Below are 25,711 nucleotides of genomic sequence, written 5' to 3'. Positions count from 1 at the left end.
ATGCAAATCGGGACTTTTTTGTTTTAAAGATTTTTATTTTATCGACGTAATTACTTTTTTAATCTCACTTAAATCATTCATTTCAAAATTAGGCGATTGAGGATAGAAGCGCTGATAGATGATTTTATCATCTTTGCTATCGTAAACACTGATGATTTTATCGTTAGAACGTTGTGTGTAAATTAAATACTTAACATTGAATTCATTGCCCAAAATTAAATTATCCAACTCCTTATACGTTACAAATTTGAGTTTGTAATTATAGGGTTCTGCTATTATCCCTGATGTTGGCAAAAGAGTCAATTTGGATGAAAATACCTGCTTAATATATTCAGGTAGGTAAAGCGTTTCTTTGGCTAGTGCTGGTAAACGTACTTTATTGTAAAACTGAAAATCCAAATTGCAATTCTCGTTTGCGAGTAATCCATCATTAATCTGTTTTAAATAACCGGTTAAAAATCCTGGCGACCAGTTGAGGAAATTCGACTTGTTGTAAAGGGTTGATATCAGGCTATTTCTGATGGTTCTTTTTGAACCGGTATAGAGGTCCTGGATTTCTATTTGAAGATTGGTCGCCCGATCAGCAAAAAGGGTAACCGTTGCAAGTACACTTTCTTCCTTTGATTTAGGTTTTTTAGATGGGCTAACCAGCTTTAATGCATAAACGACGTTTACATTTGTGGTACTATCCAGCTTATTGGCGTATCCATCAAAATAGAAAAACGAATAGTTTGAAAGTGTATCATAACGGGCAAGCTCTTCGGGTTTAATAATTTTGTAAGGGGTAATGGTCCAGTTTTTTTTAATGGCCTGATCAAATTTGTCCAGCTCCGCATAATCAGCATACTGTAAAGTAAACAAGGTTGTTGTTTTTTTAAAAGCTGCTAATTTTTCACTGTTTAACAGGTTTTCACCGAAATAAGAGACCTGACTTTTACCAACTACAGCCCATAAAATAAACAGGCTGAAGAGGAGGATACTCTTTGCTTTCAACATCATAGACATTTTCATTTTGTGTGCATCTATAATAGGAAAATTTTGACAATTATTTTCAATTTTCTACTTGCATTAACAAAATACATTCGCTAGCTTTGTTATGCAAGCATAATAAATTAACAAAAATGAAACAACAACAAACCATAGATTACCACGTTAAGTTTGCCTGGCAAAATATGTTTAATAAGTACAATCAAATGGCATCCAGTTTTGGGATTACCCAGGCCATTGGTTACATGCTTATTAATATAGACGACGTAGAGGGCACAGCCGTTTCAAATTTAGCTGGCTTGCTTGGGGTTAAAGCAACTAGTTTATCCCGTATGTTAAACAATATGGAAGAGGCCAATCTCATTTATCGTGAAACATCTGCAGGTGATAAACGTTCGGTAAAGGTTTTTCTGACTGATTTTGGTAAAGAGAAAAAACAACTGGCTAAAGGTGTTGTTCGAAAATTTAATGAATATCTCGATGAGCATTTCTCTAAAAAGGAAAAGGAGACCTTTATTAATCTGTTGATCAAACTAAATGATATCACAGTAGCCTATACTGTTGATTAACGAATATAATAATCAAATCTGTTTGGTAGGTTGCTACATAAAATGGTGCTATCAGACTAATGAAAAGCAAATAGATAATGAAACGAAGCATTAATAAAGTTGCAGTTTTAGGTTCGGGTATTATGGGGTCGCGTATTGCATGCCACTTCGCCAATATTGGGGTAGAGGTTTTGTTGTTGGATATCGCCCCGAAAGAGCTAAGTCCCGAAGAGCAGGCAAAAGGCTTAACACTGGATAATCTGGCTGTAAAAAACCGGATCGTAAATACAGCCTTGCAAACGGCTGTAAAAACAAATCCATCGCCAGTTTATACCAAAAAAGCATTAAATAAGATCAAAACTGGGAATTTCGATGATGACATGTCGAAAATTGCCGGTTACGATTGGGTAATTGAGGTTGTAGTCGAAAATCTTGATATCAAGAAAAAGGTTTTCGAGCAGGTAGAACAGTTCCGCAAGCCAGGTACATTGATTACCTCGAACACTTCAGGTATTCCGATCCATTTAATGGCTGAGGGAAGAAGCGAAGATTTTAAAGCGCATTTCTGTGGAACACACTTTTTTAATCCGCCGCGTTATTTAAAATTATTGGAGATAATTCCAACGCCACATACACAACCAGAAATTGTTGATTTCCTGATGCATTATGGCGATAAATTTTTAGGAAAAACAACCGTTTTATGTAAAGATACTCCGGCTTTTATTGCTAACCGCGTAGGTGTTTATTCGATTATGGCACTTTTGCATTTGGTCGAAAAATTAGATTTAACGGTAGAGGAGGTTGATAAATTTACGGGACCGGCATTGGGCCGACCAAAATCGGCTACTTTCCGTACTTCGGATGTGGTTGGTTTAGATACCATGATCAAAGTGGCGAAAGGGCTTTACGATAACTGTCCGGATGATAAAGCGCATGATTTGTTTAAACTTCCTGCATATGTGCAAAAAATGGAAGAGAACAAATGGCTTGGTGATAAAACCCAGCAAGGTTTCTATAAAAAAACGAAATCTGCCGATGGTAAAACCGAAATCCTTGCGCTGGATTTAAAAACCCTGGAATATAAGCCTCAGCAAAAAGTAAAATCGGCTACCTTAGAAATGACCAAACCGATTGAAAATCTGCGTGAGCGCATGAAGATTTTTGCGAAAGGAAAAGATAAGGCCGGCGAATTGTTCCGCCATTCTTCTTTTGGTTTATTTGAATATGTATCGGATAGAATCCCTGAAATTTCTGACGAATTGTACCGTATTGACGATGCCATGCGTGCAGGTTTTGGTTGGGAACTTGGTCCCTTCGAACTCTGGGATGCCGTTGGCGTAAAAGAAGCCATTGAGGGGATGGAGCAATATGGCAATAAAGCTGCGGCCTGGGTGCATGAAATGCTCGATGCCGGAAATATTTCATTTTATAAAGTAGAAAACGGCGTTAAAAAATATTATGATATCCCTTCTAAAAGTTATAAAGCTTTACCAGGAACAGATGAATTTATCATCTTAGATAACCTTCGCGAAAATAAAACACTGTGGAAAAATTCAGGTGTTTCGATTATCGATCTGGGTGATGGCATTTTGAATGTAGAATTCCACACTAAAATGAATACCATTGGCGGTGATGTCATTTCGGGAATCAACAAAGCGATTGATATGGCCGAGAAAGATTACCGCGGTTTGGTTATCGGTAATGATGGTGCAAACTTCTCTGCAGGTGCAAATGTGGGTATGATTTTTATGATGGCGGTAGAGCAGGAGTGGGATGAATTGAACATGGCGATCAGGATGTTCCAGAATACTTCGATGCGCATCCGTTATTCTTCTATTCCGGTTGTGGTTGCCCCGCATAATTTAACCCTGGGCGGTGGCTGCGAGTTTAGTTTACATGCCGATCACGTTCAGCTTTCTGCCGAAACGTATATGGGTTTGGTTGAGTTTGGTGTCGGCGTAATCCCTGGTGGTGGCGGAACTAAAGAATTTGCTTTGCGTGCTTCGGATGAATATAAAGATGATCAGATTGTTCAGAATGCATTGAAAGACCGTTTCTTAACAATCGGAATGGCAAAAGTTTCGACTTCGGGTTATGAGGCTTACGAACTGGGTTATCTGCAAAAGGATAAATTCGCGATCTCGATGAACCGGAACCGTTTATTGGCCGATGCAAAAGCGAAAGCAATAGAACTGGCTGATGCGGGCTATACCAAACCCGTGCAACGAAACGATATTAAAGTATTAGGAAAGCAAGGTTTAGGAATTGTTTATGCAGGTGCAAATAGCATGTATGCGGGGCATTTCATTTCCGAACATGATAAAAAAATCTCCGAAAAATTAGGTTATGTAATGTGTGGCGGCGATTTATCCGCTCCGACAGAAGTAACCGAACAATATTTATTGGATCTGGAAAGAGAAGCATTTTTATCACTTGCCGGTGAGCGTAAATCGTTAGAACGGATTCAGAGTATTATTACGAAGGGAAAACCGTTGAGGAATTAATGGATACATAGAATTCTATGGGGTTTCTGCGACGTCACCCTGAACTGAGCCTTAGCGAGCTCACCGAAGGTAATTTATTTCAGGGTCATCCCAGGATAGATGCTGAAACAAGTTCAGCATGACGAACGGGAAAAATTAAAAAGATAATATTGGCTATTGCCATAAAAATACTAAAAACAATGGAAGCATATATTATAGCCGGATACCGTACAGCAGTGGGCAAAGCACCCCGTGGCGTATTCCGTTTTACAAGAGCTGATGATTTAGCCGCAGAAGTAATCAGGGCTTTGGTGGCATCGGTTCCGAATTTAGATAACGAACAGATTGATGATGTAATTGTAGGTAACGCTACACCAGAAGCAGAACAAGGCTTAAATATTGGTCGTATGATTTCGCTTATGGGTTTGGATACCGATAAAGTTCCGGGGGTTACCGTAAACCGTTATTGTGCATCGGGTTTAGATACCATTGCCACAGCAGTTGCCAAAATTAAAGCAGGTATGGCCGATTGTATCATCGCCGGTGGTGTAGAGGTAATGAGTGGAATGCCTTTTGGTGGATGGAAACTGGTGCCGAATGCAGAAGTTGCAAAAAATAATCCAGACTGGTATTGGGGTATGGGCTTAACGGCCGAAGCGGTAGCTAAAGAATATAATGTTAGCCGTGAAGATCAGGATGCCTTTTCATTAAAATCTCATGAAAAAGCTATTCACGCGATTAAAAACGGTCATTTAAAAGATGGTATTCTGCCAATCACCGTAAACGAAAATTACCTGGACGCCAACCTGAAAAAGAAAACACGTTCTTACGTGGTTGATACCGATGAAGGTCCACGTGCAGATACGACTTTAGATAAGCTGGCTAAATTGAAACCCGTTTTTGATGCTGTTGGAAGTGTAACCGCAGGTAATTCTTCGCAAACATCAGATGGTGCTGCTTTTGTTCTGGTGGTATCGGAAAAGAAAATGAAAGAATTGAATGCCGAGCCGATTGCCAGGTTAGTGAGTTATGGCATTGCTGGTGTTCCGCCACGTATTATGGGGATTGGCCCAATTGAGGCAATTCCAAAAGCACTGAAACAAGCAGGTTTGAAAAAAGAAGATATCGATTTAATTGAACTGAACGAAGCTTTTGCCTCCCAATCCTTGGCTGTAATCAGAACATTAGATTTAAATCCCGATGTGATTAACGTTAACGGTGGTGCAATTGCATTAGGACATCCGCTAGGCTGTACCGGTGCAAAACTTACCGTGCAAATAATGAACGAGTTAAAAAGGCAGAACAAAAAATACGGAATGGTAACCATGTGCGTAGGAACCGGGCAAGGTGCCGCGGGGATATTTGAGTTGCTGTAGGATATAGTATCAAGATATGAGTATCAAGTATCGAGATTGATAGCAGGACATAAACCAGTAAAATCATCCCAAACATATTTGTATTCATAATTTAATACTAAAACATATGCACAATTTTAAAGAATTAAAGGTTTGGCAGAAATCTATTGAACTAGCGGTTGAAGTATACAAAGCTACATCGTTTTTGCCTAGTGATGAAAAGTTCGGGCTGATTTCGCAAATGAAAAGATGTTCAGTTTCAATTCCCTCAAATATTGCTGAGGGCTCTGGGAGAGGAAGTAGTGCCCAGTTCAAGTATTTTTTAACTATTAGTCAAGGCTCAGCTTTTGAATTGGAAACACAGTTAATTATTTCGAATCAACTTGGATTGTTGGATAACACCCTCGCCGCAAGACTGATTGAGAAAACTACTGAAGTACAAAAAATGATTTATGCGCTTGAAAGAAGATTAATCAAAAGTTAGATGGCTAGAACTAAGATATGGGTGTCAGGATCGATTATCCAAGGAAAAAAAATAGCGATTCTGGTTTGAGCTCTCTTGATACTTGATATCCGCTACTTAATACAAACAAGAAACAATGGCGATTTACGGTGTGAGCTTAGTCTCGATACTTGAAACTCGCTACTAGATACTATTAAAATGGAAACAACTGAAAAAAAGACAATTAAAGGCGGTGAATTCTTAATTAAGGATACCACTTATCAGGAAGTATTTATCCCTGAAGAATTTGATGAAGAGCAGCAGATGATTGCGCAAACCTGTCGCGATTTTTTGGCTGCTGAGGTTTATCCCAATTTAGATAAAATTGACAAACAGGAAGATCCTGAGCTTATGCCAACGCTTTTAACCAAAGCTGGTGAACTGGGTATTTTAGGTGTTTCGGTACCAGAAGAGTACGGCGGTTTCGGAAAAAACTTTAATACTTCCATGCTGGTTGCAGATGTGGTAGGTGCGGGGCATTCTTTTGCTGTAGCACTTTCTGCACATACCGGAATTGGTACACTGCCGATTTTGTATTATGGTAATGAAGCACAAAAAGCAAAATATATTCCTAAACTAGGCTCGGGCGAATGGAAGGCTGCTTATTGTTTAACCGAGCCAAACTCAGGTTCGGATGCAAACTCTGGTAAAACCAAAGCCACGTTAAGCGAAGATGGTAAACACTATATCATCACCGGACAGAAAATGTGGATTACCAATGGTGGTTTTGCCGATATTTTTATTGTTTTCGCCAAAATTGACGATGATAAAAACTTAACTGCATTTATTGTGGAGAAAGATTTCGGTGGCATCACCATGAATCCCGAAGAGCATAAAATGGGTATTAAAGGTTCTTCAACCCGTCAGGTTTTCTTTAACGATTGCCCTGTACCGGTTGAGAATATGTTGAGCGATAGAGAAAACGGTTTCAAAATCGCGGTTAACATTTTAAATATCGGCCGTATCAAATTATCAGCGGCAGCTATTGGGGCTTCAAAAGCAACATTAAATACAGCAATTAATTATTCGAATGAGCGGATCCAGTTTGGCCGCCCGATTTCTAAATACGGGGCTATCCGTTTTAAAATTGCAGAAATTGCTTCAAAGTTATATGCTGTTGATGCTGCGAATTATCGTGCGGGACAGAATATCGATGATACTTACGATCAGCTGGTTGCCGGTGGAATGGAATCTGGTAAAGCAAGACTGAAATCTGTTGAGCAATTTGCAGTAGAGTGTGCCATTTTAAAAGTATGGGGCTCAGAGGCATTAGATTATACCGTAGATGAAGGGGTGCAGATTTATGGTGGTATGGGCTTTAGTGCCGATGCACCAATGGACAGGGCGTACCGTGATGCACGGATTAACCGGATTTTTGAAGGTACAAACGAAATTAACCGTTTGTTAACGGTTGATATGATGCTGAAACGCGCCATGAAAGGTGAACTGGATTTAATGACGCCAGCTACAGCAGTTGCAGCCGAACTGATGAGCATTCCTGATTTTGGTGAAGAAGATACCACCCTGTTTGCTGCAGAGAAAAAGGTATTATCGAATTTGAAGAAGGCAACTTTAATGGTGGCTGGTGCTGCCGTTCAAAAATTGATGATGACTTTAAGTAAAGAGCAGGAAATTTTAATGAATATTGCCGATATGGCAAGTTATGTTTATGTGCTCGAATCGGCATTGTTGAGAACAGAAAAATTAGCAAGCACCCGCGGTGAAGAAGCCATCGCCGGCCAATTAGATCTATTAAGAATTTATCTGGTAGAAGCGGTTGATGGTATAGCCAAAGCAGGTAAGGAAGCACTATGGGCTTTTGCCGAGGGTGATGAGCAACGGATGATGTTGGTTGGTTTACGCCGTTTTACAAAAGTAGAGCCATTTAACGTTAAAGATGCCCGTCAAAGAGTTGCACAACAGATTATTGAGGCGAATAAATATATTTTTTAAGGGGTTACGTTGTAGAATTTAAGGTTTAGGGCCTGGGTGCATTACCCGAGTCCTAAACCTTTTTTTGTGAAATGAGGTTTTCAGGTTAACAGCACCACGGCAACTGAATATTAGCCCTGATTGAAACGTTATCCTTTTTTGGATAATCGCAATTTTCTTCTCACAATAAATATTCACAAAAAAGATATAGTGTAAAGCAGGTCTGCTGTAACCGATGAAAGTCTGGCTTTGCGCTTCATCACATTTGAAAAATGAGCTCAGTTTTTAGGCTTGTGCCATTAAAATCCTATTTTCGCACATGTTTAAATTTAGATTTCTTACGATACTTCTTTTATGTGTGGCTGTGGTTTCATCTTGTAAAAAAGATGAGGATGCTGAAAAACAGATTACAGATTTTATTAAAAAAAATAATATTAATGCCATTAGAGACGACTCTGGTTTATATTATCAAGTGATTAAACCGGGTTCAGGTTCGTTTACTTATCCAAATAACACCAAAATAACCATTAAATATGAAGGAAGGTTATTAAACGGAAATGTATTTGATAACGGTGGGGCTAAGGAGCAGACTTTTAACCTTGCCGAACTTATATCGGGTTGGAGAATTGGTATACCCAAAATTCAAAAGGGTGGAGAAATAAGATTAATTGTTCCGCCGGCTTTGGGTTATGGAAGTGGAGCGGTAGGCCCTATTCCTGGCAACTCTGTGTTGGATTTTACCATTCAGCTTTCAAATGCACAATAACTGTAAAGACTAAAGCTGAAAGAGCAAGACTTTTCGATGCTTCTTTAGTCTTTCTGCTTTTATCTTTAAGCGTCTTTAAATTGTTAAAATAGGTTAAAAATTGTAGCATCCGTATTAAAAGCTTATTTTTGCGAATGATGGTTAAGTTTAAATATTTTATACTCATGATATGCCTTGCAGGATGCTTAGCGGCCTGTAAAAAAAATGTGCCGTTAGACGATTACGATCCTACGCCACAGTTTAAGGCAGACACTGCTGCAATAAGCGCTTTTGTTAAGACAAATAATATCCAGGCGACAAAAGATGCCAGTGGTATATTTTATCAGGTAATAGAGCCTGGAACGGGAAGTGTAGTATACACAGCATCTACAAGAATTACCTCTGAATATGAAGGTAAGTTGTTAAACGGAACTGTTTTCGATGGTACCAAGGGAACCCCAGCCTCGTTTCTACTCGGAAATGTTATTGTAGGATGGCAATTTGGGATTCAAAAAATACAAAAAGGTGGTAAAATCAGATTGATTATACCTTCTTATTACGCTTATGGAACACAATCTCCATCATCTTTGGTTCCGTCAAACTCAATACTCGATTTTACTATAACACTTACTGACGTACAATAATAAATGAACAAATTTACTAAACTTAGCCTATTCGCACTTTTACTGGCTACTACAATCTTCAGCTCATGTAAAAAAGAATATGAGTCTATTGAAAGTGTAGATGATGCTGCTATCCAGGCTTACCTTAAAAAGAATAACCTTAGCTTTGATAAAGACACAAAAGGCTATTATTATAAAGTGACTACACCTGGTACTGGTGATGCGGTTAAAAACCAGGATTCGGTTTATTATTCTTATACATTTAAAACCTTGTCTGGACAGGTGTTAAATCAAACATCTGATTTAATGATTCCTGGTACTTTTCTGGGTTATACTGACCGGTTTACCATTAATAGCGTATCGTATGTATTTACACCAATCAGAGAAGTGTTAACCAAATTAAAAAGAGGCGGTAAAGCTACTTTAATTATGCCTTCAAGCATGGCTTTTGGCAGGAACGGAGTAAGTTTTTTGAATATTGGATCAAATGAAAATATCCTGGTTGATTTGGGGATTTATCCTGAATCGAAAAGACATGAAATAGACGAATTTGAGATCAATAAATTCATTACCAATAATAATCTAACCTTGATTAAAGATCCTTCCAGAGCGCGTTATAGCATTACAACTCCCGGAACAGGAACTGATGTAATTAATGTAAACTCCACAATCGTTGCAAACTACACCGTTCGTTATTTAGATGGAACAGTTTTGCAAACGAGTACCGATGGAACTTTTACCGATGTGTTGAGTAATTTATACAAAGGCTGGCAGTTAATATTGCCAGGAAAAGTAACTGCTGGTGGAAAACTCCGTTTGATTATCCCTTCTGATTTAGCTAATGGAGTTTCTCCTTTAGATTTTGATATTGAAATTGTAAAGGTTACGAATTAGACAAAGCTTCTTTAAAAGCTTTTAAAACCCTTTCTCTTGCAAATGTATGCTCAACTATTGGTTGGGCATATTTTTTTGTCCCAAATTCTGGTACCCACTTTTTAATGTATTCGAATTTAGGGTCGAATTTTTTAGTTTGAAGTTCTGGATTAAATACCCTGAAGTAAGGCGCCGCATCATTTCCCGATCCTGCGGCCCATTGCCAGCCGCCCACATTGCTTGCCATTTCGTAATCCAGTAATTTTTCGGCAAAATACGTTTCTCCCCAGCGCCAGTCTATTAATAAATGCTTGGTTAAAAAACTACCCACAATCATGCGTACGCGGTTGTGCATCCAGCCGGTTTGATTAAGTTGCCTCATACCGGCATCTACAATAGGATAACCTGTATTGCCCTCGCACCAGGCCTTAAACTCATCTTCATTATTGCGCCATTTAATTTTATCATACTGTTTTTTAAACGAATCGAAAGCCGAGTAGGGAAAATGCCAAAGTATGGTCATATAAAATTCTCGCCAGGCCAATTCAGAAAGCCAGACATTCGATTTTGCTTCCAAAGCATCTTTAACTGCTTTACGAATGCTTAAGGTTCCGAAACGTAAATGCAGGCCGATATGTGTGGTGCCATCAAGAGCAGGGAAATCGCGTTCTTTTGCATAATCATCGAGTTTGCTTTTATAACTGATTTTCGGAAAATCCAGCTTACTCTTTTCAAAGCCCATTTCGTTTAAACCTGGACAAGGCAAGTGTTTGCTTTGTAATAAGTTTTTGAAGTATTTTTTAGTTGGGTAGGCTTTCACATAAAAATCGTTCAGCTTTGCATGCCATTGTTTGTAGAAAGGTGTAAAAACAGTATAAGGGGTGTGGTCAGCTTTTAGGATTTCGTTTTTTTCAAAGATAACCTGGTCCTTATATGTTTTGAAGGCTATTTTTTCGCTGGTTAAAAATTCGGCCATGTTATCATCACGTTCGCGGGCATAAGGCTCGTAATCATGATTAGTGTATACGCCCTTAACATCATATTCCTTTAAAATTTCAGGCCATATTTTTTCGGGCTTTCCATATTTTACCAATAAATCTGATCCATGCAGCCGAAGCGCTTCTTTTAAATCCTCAATGGTTTGGTGAATAAAGGTTACACGGGCATCATCTTTTGGAAGTTTATCTAAGATATGCTGGTCAAAAATGAAAAGCGGAAGAACAGGATAGTCGCTTTTAAGGGCATGATATAAAGCAGCATTATCTGTTAAACGTAAATCGCGGCGAAACCAAAGGATTGAGATTGAAGTCATTGATGGGAATTAGAAAATTAATTAATTACGTCATGCTGAACTTGTTTCAGCATCTTTTGGTACAGTTATAATGATATAAAAAGACCCTGAAATAAATTACCTTCGGTGAGCTCGCTAAGGCTCAGTTCAGGATGACGATATTTACCTACTTGTACAAATCCTTTAAGGCATGGCCCAGATGCGTGAATTTGAATTTGAATCCTGCATCCAGAATTTTTTGTGCGGAGGTATTGTTACTCATTAGAACAGCTTCAACGCGCTCGCCCAATAACAATTCCAATGCCTTTTTCGGGACCTTGATTGGCCAAAAAGGGCGGTGCAGCCGTTTGGCAATAGCTTTGGTTAAGGCTTTATTGGTTACCGGAAAAGGGGCACAGGCATTATAACAATTCTCCATTTTAAGATTCTCCAGTGCCTCGATGTACATTTCTACCATATCATCAATGTGCAGCCAGGGCGTCCATTGTTTGCCCGTGCCTAAAGCAGCTCCGGTAAATAACTTTACCGGTTTATCTAACTGTGGTAAAGCCCCGCCGTGATTACTTAAAACAATCCCGGTGCGGAGTTTTACAATCCGGAGGCTGAGTTTTTTGCCCTGGTCTACGGCATCTTCCCAAAGTTTACAGCACTCAGCTAAAAACCCGTAACCATTCGGACTTTCTTCAGTTAAAATTTCATCACCACAATCACCATAAAAACCAACTGCTGAAGCAGAAATGAACGATTTTAGCTGATGATCAGGTTTAGATTTAATGGTTTTAAAGAGTAATTCTGTCGATTTTACGCGGCTATCAATGATCTGTTTTTTGCGCTCATCGGTCCATTTTTTATCGGCAACGGGTTCTCCGGCTAAATGGATAATGGCATCTACACCATTCAAACAATCCGCATCAATAGTTCCTTTGTAAACATCCCACACAAAATTATTCGGATTGTTGTCTTTCTTTCGCGAAAGTGTATTCACCTCGTAACCCTTACTTAGCAAATGCTTTTTCAGCTCAGTACCCACAAGTCCTGTAGCCCCGGTAATCAGAATCTTCTTTGCCATCTTTTTAAAACACTAAAGATACAAAAGGGTTTTTATGGTATCATTTAAAACGATATTAATTCCGTTCTAATTCTTTTGTTACCTATTTGTAAAGAATTATTTAGGGGTTTGATGAAGAGGAAAAATAAGATAAATTTGTAAACGCGTTCTTACACCCTTTTCGATAAAAGATGTCCAAAAAAATTTTAGTCTGGTTTAGAAATGATCTTCGCTTGCATGATAACGAAATGCTGGTCGAGGCGATTGCTAAATCTGATTCGATTTTGCCTGTTTACATTCTCGATCGCCGTTCTTTTGGCGAAACCAAATACGGTACGTTAAAAACAGGTAATATTAGAGCACAGTTTATTTTAGAAAGTGTTTTAGGTTTACGCAATTCTTTAAAACAAATTGGTGGTAATTTGCTTATCGCCGAAGGCAATCCCGAAGATATTATTCCTCAGCTTGCCCAGGAATATGAAATTACCGAAGTTTACCATCACCGTGAAGTGGCAAGGGAAGAAACGCATGTTTCAACTTTGGTAGAAAATGCGCTTTGGAAATTACGCATCAACCTTAAACATTTTATCGGTCATACCCTATATAATAAGGAAGATTTACCTTTTCCCATTAAGGATATTCCTGATGCTTTTAACCAATTTAAAAAGAAAATTGAGCGCGATTCGATAATCAAGCCCTGTTTCCTGGCGCCCGACCGCATTAACGTTGCCGAAGTGATTGATTGGGGTATATTACCATCGTTAGCAGATCTTGATCTTTTGCCACAGCAAAAAGACCAGCGTGCTGATTTTGAATTTGTAGGTGGCGAAGCCGAAGGTTTGGCCCATCTCCAAAAAGTGATTGTAGCCATGCAACAGGCTGCAACAACCAAGAATTTAATTCTGGCTTCAAAATTATCGGCCTGGTTGGCCATGGGCAGTTTATCACCACGAAAAGTATACTGGGAAATCAAAAAGATGGAAGGTGTGCCCAATACCAAAGCCATGTTTAATCACATTTTATTGGGACTGCTTTGGAGAGATTATTTCCGTTTCATGTTTAAGAAATACGGCAATACATTTTTTAGTCCGGATGGATTTGGCAGCCAGGGACTGATTGACATAGTGAATGAGCAGGATAATTTTAATAAATGGAAAAATGCGCAGACAGGTTTTGCTGTTGTAGATGCGGTGATGACGGAGTTAAATCAAACCGGTTTCATCTCGAATATCGCCAGGCAAACTGCCGCTTTATACCTGATTAATAATTTGGAAGTAAGCTGGATTTTTGGTGCAGCATATTTTGAAGAAAAACTGATTGATTACAACCCTGCAAGTAATTGGGGGAACTGGGCAAATGTAGCCGGTGTAGGAAATGATCAGAAATCAAAAAGTGTTTTCGACCTGGATAAAAATATCAAAAACCTCGATCCGAAAGGCAATTATTCCCTAACCTGGGCATCATAATTGTAAGGATCGAATGGTAGAATGATGGAGTGTTGAATGAGCTGGTCTGGAAGGATTGGATGACGGCGTTTTAAGTAATTAAATTTTAACGAAGTTTGCCCATTTTTTATCTGTTAAGTTGTACCATCCTCTCATTCTTCAATTTAAAATCCGCTCATTTATTTTAATCGAGATTTTTGCCATTTATATAAGGTAAAATTCTAATTTTGTAATGCTTATAGTAAACAGTTAATAATGGATAAATTATCTTATCTTAATGGCGCAAACGCCGAATATATAGAGTCTTTATATCAATCATATCAACAAGATCCTGAGTCTGTTGAATTTGGCTGGCAAAAATTTTTCGAAGGTTTCGATTTTGGAAGAGGATCGGAAGCCCCTACGGTAACCGCAGAAACTCCTGAACAATTTCTAAAAGAGGTTAATGTTTTAAACCTGATTGATGGCTATCGTAGCCGCGGTCACTTATTTACGCACACCAATCCGGTTCGCGAAAGACGTAAACATTTGCCAACATTAGATCTTGCAAATTTTGGATTGTCGGATGCCGATTTAGAAACCGTTTTCAACTCTGGTGTGGAGATTGGTATCGGTGCAGCAAAATTGAAAGACATTGTAGCCTTTTTAAAACAAACCTACGCACACTCTATCGGTGCAGAATATAAATTTTTACGTACACCTGAAGTGTTGAACTGGATTCAGCAAAAAATGGAAAGTGCACGTAATACCCCTAATTTCTCCATCGATGAGAAAAAACGTATTCTCCGGAAATTAAACGAAGCGGTAAGTTTCGAAAATTTCTTAGGCACAAAATTCTTGGGCCAGAAACGTTTTTCATTAGAAGGTGCAGAAGCTTTAATCCCTGCTTTAGATTCAGTAATCGAAAAAGGTGCTGAATTGGGCATTGAAGAATTTGTAATTGGTATGGCACACCGCGGTCGTTTGAACGTGCTGGCCAATATCATGCAAAAAACATACAAAGATATTTTTGCTGAGTTTGAAGGTAAAAGCTACAATCCAGATACCCCATTTGGTGGCGATGTAAAATACCACTTAGGTTATTCTACAGATGTAACTACCGTCTCGGGCAAAAGTGTTCACTTAAGTTTATGTCCTAACCCATCACACTTAGAAACGGTGGATGGTGTGGTAGAAGGCATGAGCCGCTCGAAAATCGATTTCAAATACGGTGGCGATAACAGCCGTTTAGCACCGATTTTGATCCACGGTGATGCATCGGTTGCCGGACAAGGTATCGTTTACGAAGTAATTCAGATGGCAGGTCTTGAAGGTTATAAAACCGGTGGAACGATCCACCTGGTGATTAATAACCAGATTGGTTTTACCACCAATTATAAAGATGCCCGTACCAGTACCTATTGTACCGATATTGCTAAAGTAACCTTATCTCCGGTTTTCCACGTCAATGGTGATGATCCTGAGGCTTTGGTTTATGCCATTAACTTGGCCATGGAATACCGTCAGAAATATAAAAACGATGTTTTTATTGATATTCTTTGCTACCGTCGTTTCGGTCACAATGAGTCTGATGAGCCTAAATTCACGCAGCCATTATTATACAAAACAATCGAAAAACACCCTAATCCAAGGGAAATTTATATCGATCAGTTAACCAAAGAAGGTAAGCTGGAAGCGGGTTTAGCAAAAGAAATGGAAAAAGATTTCCGTGGTATTTTGCAGGAGCGTTTAAATGAAGCTAAAGAATTTGTAGCGGGTAATGCCGAAGTTAAATTTGGCGGTGCATGGGCAGATTTGCGTATGGCTACACCTAAAGATTTTGAATCTTCGCCAGTTACTGCAGTTAAAAAATCGACTTTACTGGAAATTGGTAAACGCATTACGGCTTTACCATCAAATAAAAAGTTCTTCAAAAAAATCGAAAAACTATTTGCTGAACGTGGCAAAATGGTTAACGAAACCAATGTTTTCGACTGGGCAATGGGCGAGCAGCTGGCTTATGGTACTTTGTTATCAGAAGGTAAACGTGTTCGTTTAAGCGGTCAGGATGTAGAAAGAGGAACATTCTCTCACCGTCATGCGGTATTAACCCTGGAGGATAGTGAGGAAGAATATGTACCGTTGGCAAATATTTCAGATCAACAGGCTGCTTTTGATATTTACAATTCGCACTTATCAGAGTATGGCGTTTTAGGTTTCGAATATGGTTATGCCATGGCAAATCCAAATGCATTAACCATCTGGGAAGCACAGTTTGGCGATTTCTTTAACGGCGCGCAAATTGTTGTCGATCAATATATCGCAAGTGCTGAAACAAAATGGCAACGCGAAAACGGTTTGGTGATGTTATTGCCTCACGGTTACGAAGGGCAGGGACCAGAGCATTCATCAGCACGTATTGAGCGTTTTATGGAGCTTTGTGCCGATTATAACATGCAGGTAACCAACTGTACCACTCCGGCTAACTTCTTCCACGTATTACGCCGTCAGTTTAAACGCGATTTCCGTAAACCATTGGTTGTATTTACACCAAAAAGTTTATTGCGCCACCCGGCTTGTGTTTCTAAATTAGAAGAATTTACCGAAGGTGGTTTTAAAGAAGTAATTGACGATGTAAATGTTAAAGTTGCAGATGTTACGCGTATTGTTTTCTGTAGCGGTAAAATTTACTATGAATTATTGGAGAAACAACAGGCTGATAAATTGAAACACGTAGCCCTGGTTCGTGTGGAGCAATTGTATCCAACTCCGGTTGATCAGATGGAAGCCATCCAGAAGAAATATAAAAATGCTAAAGAAATTTTCTGGGTACAAGAAGAGCCAGAAAACATGGGCGCATGGCCATATTTATTCCGCAGGTTATACAAAACAGCATTGAAAGGTATCGATGTAATTTCGAGAAGAGAGAGTAGCAGTACTGCAACAGGTTTTGCAAAACAACATGCCAACCAGCAGGCTTATATTTTAGCAAAAGCTTTAGAGATTTCGGTAACGGAAGATGTAAAGGATATCGCCAAAAAAGCAACCAAAAAATTAGTGCAGATCGATTAGGTGGATTGCGCTAAGCGTTTGAAGCATAGCGTTTGATAATTGATTATTGAAATTTGATCATTAGAAGATAATAAGATATATATTACATTATGAGTTTAGAGATAAAAGTTCCACCTGTTGGTGAATCGATAACCGAAGTTGTTTTATCAAGATGGATAAAAAACGATGGCGATGTTGTTGAAATGGATGAAGTTATTGCCGAATTAGAATCGGATAAAGCTACATTCGAATTAACTGCAGAACAAGCTGGAACTTTAAAAACCATAGCAGCCGAAGGCGATACCCTAGCCATTGGTGCAGTAGTTTGTAAAATTGAAGATGGTGGTTCAGCTGCTAGTCCGAAGCCCGAAGCCGAAAGTCCGAAGTCTGATGCACAAGCTCCGGCTGCGGTAGCTGAAGCACCTAAGGCTCAAGACTCAGGACTTGCGACTAAAGACTCTTACGCTACAGGAACTCCTTCTCCTGCGGCGGGTAAAATTCTGGCAGAAAAAGGAATCGAAGCCAGCGCTGTAAAAGGTACCGGTGTAGATGGCCGTATTACCAAAGATGATGCAGTTAAAGCAGAAGCTGGTAAAAAACCTGAAGCGCCTAAAGCAAGTGCTCCTGTTGTAGCTGCTGCCCCTGCAGGTAGCCGCGGCGAGCGTCGTGAGAAAATGTCTCCACTGCGTAGGACCGTTGCAAAACGTTTAGTTGCTGTGAAAAATGAAACCGCAATGTTAACCACTTTTAACGAGGTTAATATGAAACCAATTATGGATTTACGCGGAAAATATAAAGATCAGTTTAAAGAAAAATTTGGTGTTGGTTTAGGTTTCATGAGCTTTTTCACTAAAGCAGTTACCGAAGCTTTAAAAGACTTCCCTGCGGTTAATGGCCGTATTGAAGGTGAAGAGTTGGTTTACAACGATTTCGCTGATATTTCGATCGCGGTTTCAGCTCCAAAAGGTTTGGTGGTTCCGGTAATCCGTAATGCAGAAAGCATGACTTTAGCGCAGATTGAAAAATCGGTGTTAGAATTGGCTTTAAAAGCACGTGATAGCAAATTAACCATCGAAGAAATGACTGGTGGAACATTTACCATCACTAATGGTGGTGTATTTGGTTCAATGATGTCGACCCCGATTATCAATGCTCCACAATCGGCTATTTTAGGTATGCACAATATTGTTGAGCGCCCGGTAGCTGAAAAAGGTGAGGTGGTAATCCGTCCGATGATGTACGTTGCTTTATCCTATGATCACAGAATTATCGATGGACGTGAGTCAGTTGGTTTCCTGGTACGTGTGAAACAATTATTAGAAGATCCGGCTAGATTGTTATTAGGCATCTAACCCCTAAATCCCCCAAAGGGGACTTAAATCTTTATAGAAAGTCAAGATAAAGAAGTCAAGTTTTAATGGCCGGTGTGCTATAAAACTTGACTTCTTTTTTTTATACTCAAAAATGAAATTAACGTTCAGCTTAAAGTTTCTCCTGATTTTCCTGGCAATTTTCATCGTGGAAATCTTAATTGGCAAATACCTTGATGATGCCATTATACGCCCTTTTGGCGGCGACGTATTGGTTGTGGTTTTGATTTATACCTTCTTTAGGGTTTTTCTGAAAACCAACAACAAGTTGTTGGCATTAGGCGTCTTAATTTTTTCTTTCGCAATTGAGTTCCTGCAAAAGGCAAATTATGTTACCTGGCTGGGGCTGGAGCATAATAAGTTGATGCGTATTGTTTTAGGAACTTCTTTTAGTTATTATGATTTACTGGCCTATTTTGTCGGTTATTTGATCTGTTTGTTGTTTAAAGATTGAGTTAATGTGTGGTTCAGGGTTTGTAACCCGGATCAACCGTTCTTTAGATTTACAATCTGTTTTACTGTTATGTTAAGAAATCCATTTCCCAAGGATTAAAAATCCTTAGCCCGAAAGTCGGGATTGCAAATCCCGACTAACAGTTTCTTTTTATTTAGACAGCGCTTTAATTGGTTTTAAATCCAATTGTTTAAATTCTACTTCGCTACCTTCTGCCTGTAATGCAATCTGGCCGCTATTAACCGTGCAGTTTGTTCCATAGTTTACCAAAGTGTCGTTTACCCATACTTTAACTTCGTTATTTAAACATTGAATCACCATGGTATTCCATTCGCCAAGCGGTTTTTCGCTGCCATCGGTTAAATTTTTAATCCGGCGGAGTTTATCGCCGTTTACGCCCCAGTTTTCCTGAGGTCCGCGCCTCGTAACCATATTTGGTACGGTAATATCTTCTTCGATACACCAGAAATCGCCGGCATCATTATGTTGCATCTGTACTTCAAGCGATTTTGGAAACATACCATATAGCGCCCTTGGCGTTGAAGCATGGACTAAAACGCCACAATTACCTGGTTTTCCGGCAAAACGGTATTGTACGGTTAATTGATAATTTTTATAAATTTTATCGGTTATTAAATGTCCGCCTGGTGTACCTAAACTTACCAGCATCCCATTGCGTACAATAAATGGATTAATGGTATCTGGCTTTTTGTCCATTGCAGGTACATCTACATGCCAGCCATTTAGGTTTTTTCCGTTAAAAAGACTTTTTTGTGCAAATGCGGAACTGCTCATGATCAGGAGCAGTAAAAAGGCGGAGTAGAGTTTCATGATATATTTGGTTTTTGTATTCCAAATATATTTTAAAAAATTGGAAAACCGTAGTGATGGTTGTCTTCCTGAGGAGTAATTTATTTTATAAAAATCAATATAAATGACAGGAAATAATAATGGAGATAAATTGCCTCAAAGTATCGTCATTGCGAGAAGGCTTTTTCAGCCGACGAAGCAATCTTTGTAGCAAGGGTGGCTAGCAGGAAAGATTGCTTCCCCGAAAGGTCGGGACAGGCTATCGTTCCTTCTAGCAATGACGACCAATTCTCTCACGGTTAGACTTAGCATCTCGCTAATACTCCAGTTTCAGCAATGCCTCATAAGCATCTCCCTCAATCTCCAGTAATTTTGCAAAAGCTGGTTCGGTTTTATAACCTTGTTTTTTTAAAGCAATAATTTCCTGCCTAAATTCTTCGCCTTTTTCTAAGAGTAATTTGTGTTCGATAAGCATGTGGCAGTAGGCATTTTGCTGCTTTGTAGGCGTGTTTTGCCCGAATAACTCTATCTCTAATCCATCGATGATAAAATTTGCTTTAAGGGCTTCAAAATTAGTGCTTTCGGAAATGGAAAAATCTTTTTCATTGCCAAACAGCGTATTTACATGAACAATAAATTCATCTTTATTGGAAACCTGGCAAATAATATCCAGATCGCTGTTTTCGATATCGATATTGATTGGAATGGTACCAACCACTATAGGATGATAGGGCGAAAGTTTTTCTAAAACCTGCTTATCAGTTAAAACCTGATAGGCCTTCTGTTGCCTTTTGTTACCTGATTGCAAATAAGATATATCAAGGAAGTTGATCATTTGTTTTTGGTTGTAATTATTAACCTTTGTTTTGTGCAGTATCCAAAGTTACTAAACCCGATAGTATGAATGCCAATGCATTTTAGTACGGCCTTAATTATCTGCTGAAAGGGAGTTAAAGCACAGGCTGCATTGGCAGAAAGGATAGCGGGACTGAATTTAAATAGCTATTTCTGTACTTGCTTTCCAAAATGATCTAACGTATTGTCTTATTGGTCGGTGCGACACCAACCAATAGGATTTATTGATAAAAAAGCCCATCTCAGTTAAGAAATGGGCTTTTAGTATTTATTTCAATGTTTTAAGATGCTGAATCAAGTTTCAGCAGGACGAGTTATTTATTAATCTTCTACAATCTCACTGTTAATGCTCACTTCGTCCTTTACATCTTCTTTAAAGTAGTTTTTCTGAAAGATGAGGATCAGGATCACTCCAATTGAAATGGCTGCATCTGCGAGGTTAAAAACAGGTCTGAAGAAAATAAATTCCTCGCCTCCCCAAATCGGAATCCAGCTAGGGAAATGTCCTTGTGCCAATGGAAAATAGAACATATCTACTACATTTCCATGAAGAAAAGAAGCATAACCTTTTGAAGAGAATTTGGCAAGACCATCATATCGGGTATAATCATTAAAAGAGGCATTATAAGTCATCCCTTTATCGAAGATTGCACCATAAAATACACAATCGATAATATTTCCCAATGCGCCAACAAAAATTAGCGATACGTTTAGTATTAATCCCCTGTGGTATTTTTTCTTGATCAGATAATGTAAGCCATAACCAATTCCACCAACGGCGATAATTCTAAATAAGGATAATGCCAGCTTACCAAACTCACCGCCAAATTCCATTCCAAATGCCATTCCAGGGTTTTCTGTGAAATGCAGGCCTGATTTTCCAAAAAACAGAATCTCATCGCCAATTTGCATATGGGTTTTGACCCAGATTTTAAGTGCCTGGTCGGCCAGTAAAACTAAAAAGATAACAATTAGAGGTTTGGTATAGCCTTTCATTAACTCTGCTTTAATTTAGCTTCCATGCTTAATGTTGCATGCGGTACCGCACGTAAACGTTCTTTTTGGATTAATTTTCCGGTTTCGCGGCAAATACCATAAGTTTTGTTCTCGATACGCACCAATGCATTCTCCAGGTTATCAATAAATTTTTTCTGACGTGCAGCCAATTGATTGATCTGCTCTTTTTCCATTGTTGCAGAACCGTCTTCTAATGTTTTGTAAGCACCTGAAGTATCTTCTGTTCCGTTTGCGTTTGGATTACTCAAAGAAGTGGTTAAAGAGTTAAGTTCCTCTTTAGCCATGCGTAATTTATCTTGAATTAATTCTTTAAATTCTTGTAATTCACTGTCTGAGTAGCGTGTTTTGTTGCTGTTTTCCATGTTCGTTTTCTAATTTTCTAATATATGGATTTATATTTTAGTTACTGAAATGCTTAACTCAACATCGTCGATAACGATTTTGTTTGCATTATTTACAGTATCTGTTAATTCAAATTCGTCGGCTAATATTTCCGCGCAAATGTAATCCTTGTTTTTAGCAACTGCGCTGGCCACCAAGTTATCATTTTGTAACGAAACTTTAATCCTATCGGTTACCTCAAAGTTTAATTCTTTTCGTAAATTTTGGATGCGGTTAACCAGTTCGCGCGAAATTCCTTCTTGCTTTAACTCTTCAGATATGGTAACATCCAAAGCCACGGTTAAGTTGCCCAGGTTGGTTACCTGCCATCCCGGAATATCTTCAGCAAAAACTTCTACATCATCATTTAAATCGATCGCATGCTGAATGTTGTTGCTGCCGAAAACATTAATGTAACCATCAAGTTCTAAACGCTGGATATCATCCTGATTCATGTTCTCTAAAGCCTCTTTCACGATGCTCATATCCTTGCCCACTTTTTTACCCAACGATTTAAAGTTCGGCTTCAGTTTTTTCTTTACGATGCCATGTGTATCGGTAATGAATTCGATATGTTTTACATTCGTTTCAGAAAGGATATAATCGGCAACCTTTGAGATTTTTTGTTCGAAATCGCGATTTAAAGAAGGGATTAAGATTTTTTCTAAAGGCTGACGTACATTAATGCTCGATTTTTTACGCAACGATAAAACCATTGAAGAGATATCCTGGGCATAAACCATTCTTTCGTTTAGTGCATTGTCGATTAAACTTTGATCAGCTTCTTTCCACAAGGTTAAGTGAACCGATTCTTCTGCGTAAGCATCCGTTACGGTTAAGTTTCTGTACAACCAATCGGCAAAGAAAGGTGCAACCGGACTCATCAATTGCGCCAAGTTTTCTAAACAGGTATAAAGTGTTTCGTAAGCGGCACGTTTATCATCAGTCATTTCGCCTTTCCAGAAACGGCGACGACTTAACCTGATGTACCAGTTACTCAAATGCTCATCAACAAAGGTTTGGATGGCACGTGTAGCTTTAGTTGGCTCGTAAGTGTTGTAGCTTTCATCAACTTCGCTGATTAAATTCTGCAACAACGATAAAATCCAGCGGTCTAATTCCGTTCTGTCTTCAACTTTGCTTAAATTATTTTTATCGATTTCGAATTTATCGATATTGGCATACAGGGCAAAGAAAGCATAGGTGTTGTAAAGTGTTCCGAAGAATTTACGGCGCACCTCATCTAAGCCCTCTAAACTAAATTTAAGGTTATCCCATGGCGATGCATTGCTGATCATGTACCAACGGGTAGCGTCGGCACTGTAAGTTTCGATGGTGCTGAAAGGATCAACTGCATTGCCTAAACGTTTAGACATTTTGTTGCCGTTTTTATCCAATACCAATCCGTTCGAAACTACGTTTTTAAAAGCTACACCAGGGTTGCCCACTTTAGCATTTACCGCTTTAATTTCATCACTGGCCTCACTAAGCATCACAGCGATAGCGTGCAGGGTAAAGAACCAGCCACGGGTCTGATCAACACCTTCTGCAATAAAATCGGCAGCATAAGCATTTTCAAACTCCTCTTTATTCTCAAAAGGGAAGTGCCATTGTGCATAAGGCATGGCACCGCTATCAAACCAAACATCAATCAGATCGGTTTCGCGGGTCATTTTTTCACCTTTTGATGAAGTTAAAATCACATCATCAACATAAGGGCGGTGCATGTCTTTCAGTTCGAAACCTGCAGGCATAAAACCTGCTTCGATCGATTTTGCAATCTCTGCATTCAGGTCAGCGATAGAGCCGATACATTTTTCTTCCGTTCCATCGGCAGTACGCCAGATCGGTAATGGAGTTCCCCAGTAGCGTGAACGCGATAAATTCCAATCCACCAGGTTCTCTAACCAGTTGCCAAAACGGCCTATTCCTGTCGATTCAGGTTTCCAGTTGATGGTTTTATTCAATTCCACCATTTTATCTTTAACCGCAGTAGTTTTGATAAACCAGCTGTCTAACGGATAATATAAAACCGGTTTGTCTGTTCTCCAGCAATGTGGATAGGTGTGTACGTATTTTTCAACCTTAAAGGCCTTGTTCTCTTCTTTTAACTGGATGGCCAATTCAACATCAACAGATTTATCTGGTGCTTCGCCATCTTTATAATATTCGTTTTTAACGTATTTGCCACCATAATTACCACCTAAAGAAGCGATAAATTTCCCCTGTAAATCAACCAAAGGAACTGCATTTCCTTTATCATCCAAAACCAGCATTGGTGGTACTTCAGGTGTAGCCAATTTGGCCACTCTTGCATCATCGGCACCAAAAGTTGGCGCAGTGTGTACGATCCCTGTACCATCCTCGGTAGTTACAAAGTCTCCCGATATTACCCTAAAGGCATTCTCCGGGTTTTGATAAGGAAGTGCATAAGGTAATAGTTGTTCATACTTAATGCCAACCAGGTCTGCACCAACAAACTCCCCTAAAATGGTATAAGGGATTTTCTTGTCTTCCGCTTTAAAATTGTTTAAATCTTCATCACTTTCCGCTAAAAAGTATTTGCCTGCAAACTGTTTGCCTACAAGTGCTTTGGCTAAAATAACCTGGATCGGCTCAAAAGTATATTGATTAAAAGTTTTAACCAATACGTAATCGATTTTCGGTCCTACGGTTAATGCCGTATTACTTGGCAAAGTCCATGGGGTAGTCGTCCAGGCTAAAAAGTGAACTGTACCAAATGTTTTTAGGGCATCAGGTAAAGTTTCATTAATGGCTTTAAACTGGGCAACGATAGTGGTATCACTTACATCTTTATAGGTGCCCGGCTGGTTTAACTCGTGCGAGCTTAAACCTGTTCCTGCAGCAGGCGAATAGGGTTGAACCGTATAACCTTTATATAAAAATCCTTTGTCGTAAAGTTGTTTTAAGATCCACCACAGCGTTTCGATGTATTCGTTTTCGTAAGTGATGTAAGGATTTTCCAGATCAACCCAATAACCCATTTTCTCGGTAAGGTCGTTCCAAACATCCGTATAACGCATCACTTCAGTACGGCAGGCTGCATTGTATTCATCAACACTGATTTTTTTACCGATATCTTCTTTGGTAATACCCAGTTTTTTCTCAACAGCAAGCTCAATCGGAAGACCATGTGTATCCCAACCACCTTTACGTTTAACCTGGTAGCCCTTTAAAGTTTTATAGCGGCAAAAAATATCCTTAATTGCACGCGCCATTACGTGGTGGATTCCCGGCATGCCATTGGCAGACGGTGGTCCTTCGTAAAAAGTAAACGGATTAGATTTAGGGCGGGAAGAAATACTTTTTTCAAAGATATTTTCCTTTTTCCAAAAATCCAGTATTTCTTGCCCTATTTTGGCAAGTTCCAATTGTTTAAATTCGCTATACATCAATCAAGTACCTCAAAAAATTAAGGTTGCAAAGTTAACAGAATTGACTGAATTTTGGTAGTTTTGATGTAAATACTTTTAACGTGAAATTATTTAATATCGGGCTTACACTGATGATTGTTGCCGTAATTGCCTTGCCAATTGTTGCGGTAATAAATCCGTCAGACCGGGATTTTGTACTTTATGCTTTTTATTTCTGTGGCTTGCTCGAACTAATTGGGCTTATTTTTGTTTTAATCCATATTGTAACACTAAAAAGAAAGAACCCATGATCAAGCTCTTAAAATTGCAGAAGGCCGTTTTCGTACTCATCGCTGGCGTACTTTCTTTTGTCGCCTATAAAATTTTAGATGCTTACGAAGTAAAAGGAAGTATCTATTTTCAAATGTTGGCGGGCGTACTCATCATTATTGGTGCGTTGTGGCTGTTATATCCGATTTTATTTGCCAAGAAAGATAACGATGGCAATGCCGAAATCATTACCGATCCAACCGTTGAGGTTCCGGTAGATGAGGAGGAGAAAAAACCTGCAACTGAATAAAACCTCAT

22 protein-coding genes are annotated in these 25,711 nt (G+C 39.0%); 14 read left to right on the top strand and 8 right to left on the bottom strand.

Annotation, left to right across the window (positions count from 1 at the left end; translation table 11 throughout):
- Nucleotides 1-33: 33 nt before the first annotated feature.
- On the bottom strand, nucleotides 34-999 hold the full coding sequence (locus AC04QZ_RS21115) for a hypothetical protein (protein ID WP_478359355.1): 966 nt from the start codon (nucleotides 997-999) through the stop codon (nucleotides 34-36).
- Between the two features lie 122 nt (nucleotides 1,000-1,121).
- Here AC04QZ_RS21115 and AC04QZ_RS21110 point away from each other — a divergent pair, with 122 nt between their 5' ends.
- The 8 genes from AC04QZ_RS21110 to AC04QZ_RS21075 all read left to right on the top strand — a co-directional run bounded on the left by AC04QZ_RS21110 (nucleotide 1,122) and on the right by AC04QZ_RS21075 (nucleotide 10,069).
- Nucleotides 1,122-1,556 carry a MarR family winged helix-turn-helix transcriptional regulator gene (locus AC04QZ_RS21110; protein WP_086547854.1) on the top strand — a complete coding sequence of 145 codons (435 nt, stop codon included), beginning with the start codon at nucleotides 1,122-1,124 and terminating at the stop codon, nucleotides 1,554-1,556.
- A 77-nt stretch (nucleotides 1,557-1,633) separates the two neighbouring features.
- On the top strand, nucleotides 1,634-4,039 hold the full coding sequence (locus AC04QZ_RS21105) for a 3-hydroxyacyl-CoA dehydrogenase NAD-binding domain-containing protein (RefSeq protein WP_478359354.1): 2,406 nt from the start codon (nucleotides 1,634-1,636) through the stop codon (nucleotides 4,037-4,039).
- 179 nt (nucleotides 4,040-4,218) lie between these two features.
- Nucleotides 4,219-5,394 (top strand): acetyl-CoA C-acyltransferase, encoded by a 1,176-nt coding sequence (locus AC04QZ_RS21100; protein ID WP_086547852.1) that lies wholly within the window; start codon nucleotides 4,219-4,221, stop codon nucleotides 5,392-5,394.
- Between the two features lie 106 nt (nucleotides 5,395-5,500).
- Nucleotides 5,501-5,857 (top strand): four helix bundle protein, encoded by a 357-nt coding sequence (locus AC04QZ_RS21095; RefSeq protein ID WP_086547851.1) that lies wholly within the window; start codon nucleotides 5,501-5,503, stop codon nucleotides 5,855-5,857.
- Nucleotides 5,858-6,034: 177 nt separating this feature from the next.
- Nucleotides 6,035-7,828 (top strand): acyl-CoA dehydrogenase family protein, encoded by a 1,794-nt coding sequence (locus AC04QZ_RS21090; protein ID WP_478359353.1) that lies wholly within the window; start codon nucleotides 6,035-6,037, stop codon nucleotides 7,826-7,828.
- Nucleotides 7,829-8,126: 298 nt separating this feature from the next.
- Nucleotides 8,127-8,573, top strand: coding sequence for an FKBP-type peptidyl-prolyl cis-trans isomerase (locus AC04QZ_RS21085; protein ID WP_478359352.1), 447 nt, complete (start codon nucleotides 8,127-8,129; stop codon nucleotides 8,571-8,573).
- Nucleotides 8,574-8,737: 164 nt separating this feature from the next.
- On the top strand, nucleotides 8,738-9,196 hold the full coding sequence (locus AC04QZ_RS21080; protein ID WP_478359351.1) for an FKBP-type peptidyl-prolyl cis-trans isomerase: 459 nt from the start codon (nucleotides 8,738-8,740) through the stop codon (nucleotides 9,194-9,196).
- Between the two features lie 3 nt (nucleotides 9,197-9,199).
- Nucleotides 9,200-10,069 (top strand): FKBP-type peptidyl-prolyl cis-trans isomerase, encoded by an 870-nt coding sequence (locus AC04QZ_RS21075; protein WP_478359350.1) that lies wholly within the window; start codon nucleotides 9,200-9,202, stop codon nucleotides 10,067-10,069.
- On the opposite strand, the gene AC04QZ_RS21070 is transcribed toward AC04QZ_RS21075, so the two are convergent.
- Nucleotides 10,059-11,360 (bottom strand): cryptochrome/photolyase family protein, encoded by a 1,302-nt coding sequence (locus AC04QZ_RS21070; RefSeq protein ID WP_478359349.1) that lies wholly within the window; start codon nucleotides 11,358-11,360, stop codon nucleotides 10,059-10,061. The genes AC04QZ_RS21075 and AC04QZ_RS21070 overlap by 11 nt on opposite strands.
- 145 nt (nucleotides 11,361-11,505) lie before the next feature.
- Entirely contained in the window at nucleotides 11,506-12,408 is a 903-nt protein-coding gene (locus AC04QZ_RS21065; protein ID WP_086547843.1) for a TIGR01777 family oxidoreductase, read from the bottom strand.
- A gap of 170 nt (nucleotides 12,409-12,578) precedes the next feature.
- Here AC04QZ_RS21065 and AC04QZ_RS21060 point away from each other — a divergent pair, with 170 nt between their 5' ends.
- The 4 genes from AC04QZ_RS21060 (at nucleotide 12,579) to AC04QZ_RS21045 (ending at nucleotide 18,686) form a co-directional block, all read left to right on the top strand.
- Entirely contained in the window at nucleotides 12,579-13,853 is a 1,275-nt protein-coding gene (locus AC04QZ_RS21060) for a DASH family cryptochrome (RefSeq protein WP_086547842.1), read from the top strand.
- 234 nt (nucleotides 13,854-14,087) lie between these two features.
- On the top strand, nucleotides 14,088-16,883 hold the full coding sequence (locus AC04QZ_RS21055) for a 2-oxoglutarate dehydrogenase E1 component (RefSeq protein ID WP_478359348.1): 2,796 nt from the start codon (nucleotides 14,088-14,090) through the stop codon (nucleotides 16,881-16,883).
- Nucleotides 16,884-16,972: 89 nt separating this feature from the next.
- Nucleotides 16,973-18,214: a 2-oxoglutarate dehydrogenase complex dihydrolipoyllysine-residue succinyltransferase gene (odhB, locus tag AC04QZ_RS21050; protein ID WP_478359347.1), complete on the top strand. Its 1,242-nt coding sequence runs from the start codon at nucleotides 16,973-16,975 to the stop codon at nucleotides 18,212-18,214.
- Nucleotides 18,215-18,326: 112 nt separating this feature from the next.
- Entirely contained in the window at nucleotides 18,327-18,686 is a 360-nt protein-coding gene (locus AC04QZ_RS21045; protein WP_478359346.1) for a ribosomal maturation YjgA family protein, read from the top strand.
- A gap of 150 nt (nucleotides 18,687-18,836) precedes the next feature.
- Here the strand turns inward: AC04QZ_RS21045 and AC04QZ_RS21040 are convergent, their stop codons facing one another.
- The 5 genes from AC04QZ_RS21040 to ileS form a co-directional block, all read right to left on the bottom strand.
- Nucleotides 18,837-19,517 carry a 3-keto-disaccharide hydrolase gene (locus AC04QZ_RS21040; protein WP_478359345.1) on the bottom strand — a complete coding sequence of 227 codons (681 nt, stop codon included), beginning with the start codon at nucleotides 19,515-19,517 and terminating at the stop codon, nucleotides 18,837-18,839.
- Nucleotides 19,518-19,812: 295 nt separating this feature from the next.
- On the bottom strand, nucleotides 19,813-20,331 hold the full coding sequence (locus tag AC04QZ_RS21035) for a DUF4269 domain-containing protein (protein ID WP_478359344.1): 519 nt from the start codon (nucleotides 20,329-20,331) through the stop codon (nucleotides 19,813-19,815).
- A gap of 341 nt (nucleotides 20,332-20,672) precedes the next feature.
- Nucleotides 20,673-21,347, bottom strand: coding sequence for a lipoprotein signal peptidase (locus tag AC04QZ_RS21030; RefSeq protein ID WP_086547836.1), 675 nt, complete (start codon nucleotides 21,345-21,347; stop codon nucleotides 20,673-20,675).
- Entirely contained in the window at nucleotides 21,347-21,730 is a 384-nt protein-coding gene (locus AC04QZ_RS21025) for a TraR/DksA family transcriptional regulator (protein WP_025144123.1), read from the bottom strand. The genes AC04QZ_RS21030 and AC04QZ_RS21025 overlap by 1 nt, the downstream gene beginning before the upstream one ends.
- A 30-nt stretch (nucleotides 21,731-21,760) precedes the next feature.
- Nucleotides 21,761-25,162, bottom strand: coding sequence for an isoleucine--tRNA ligase (gene ileS / locus AC04QZ_RS21020; RefSeq protein WP_478359343.1), 3,402 nt, complete (start codon nucleotides 25,160-25,162; stop codon nucleotides 21,761-21,763).
- 83 nt (nucleotides 25,163-25,245) lie between these two features.
- Between ileS and AC04QZ_RS21015 the strand changes: the two genes are divergently transcribed.
- Nucleotides 25,246-25,434 (top strand): hypothetical protein, encoded by a 189-nt coding sequence (locus AC04QZ_RS21015; RefSeq protein WP_131031924.1) that lies wholly within the window; start codon nucleotides 25,246-25,248, stop codon nucleotides 25,432-25,434.
- The gene (locus AC04QZ_RS21010; RefSeq protein WP_478359342.1) at nucleotides 25,431-25,703 is read left to right on the top strand and encodes an isoleucyl-tRNA synthetase; all 273 of its coding nucleotides are present in this window, start codon (nucleotides 25,431-25,433) and stop codon (nucleotides 25,701-25,703) included. The genes AC04QZ_RS21015 and AC04QZ_RS21010 overlap by 4 nt, the downstream gene beginning before the upstream one ends.
- Nucleotides 25,704-25,711: the final 8 nt, after the last annotated feature.

This window comes from Pedobacter folensis (assembly GCF_056490665.1).
The sequence above is the reverse complement of the archived record's forward strand: the minus strand, read 5'-3'. Positions and strand labels throughout refer to the sequence as shown.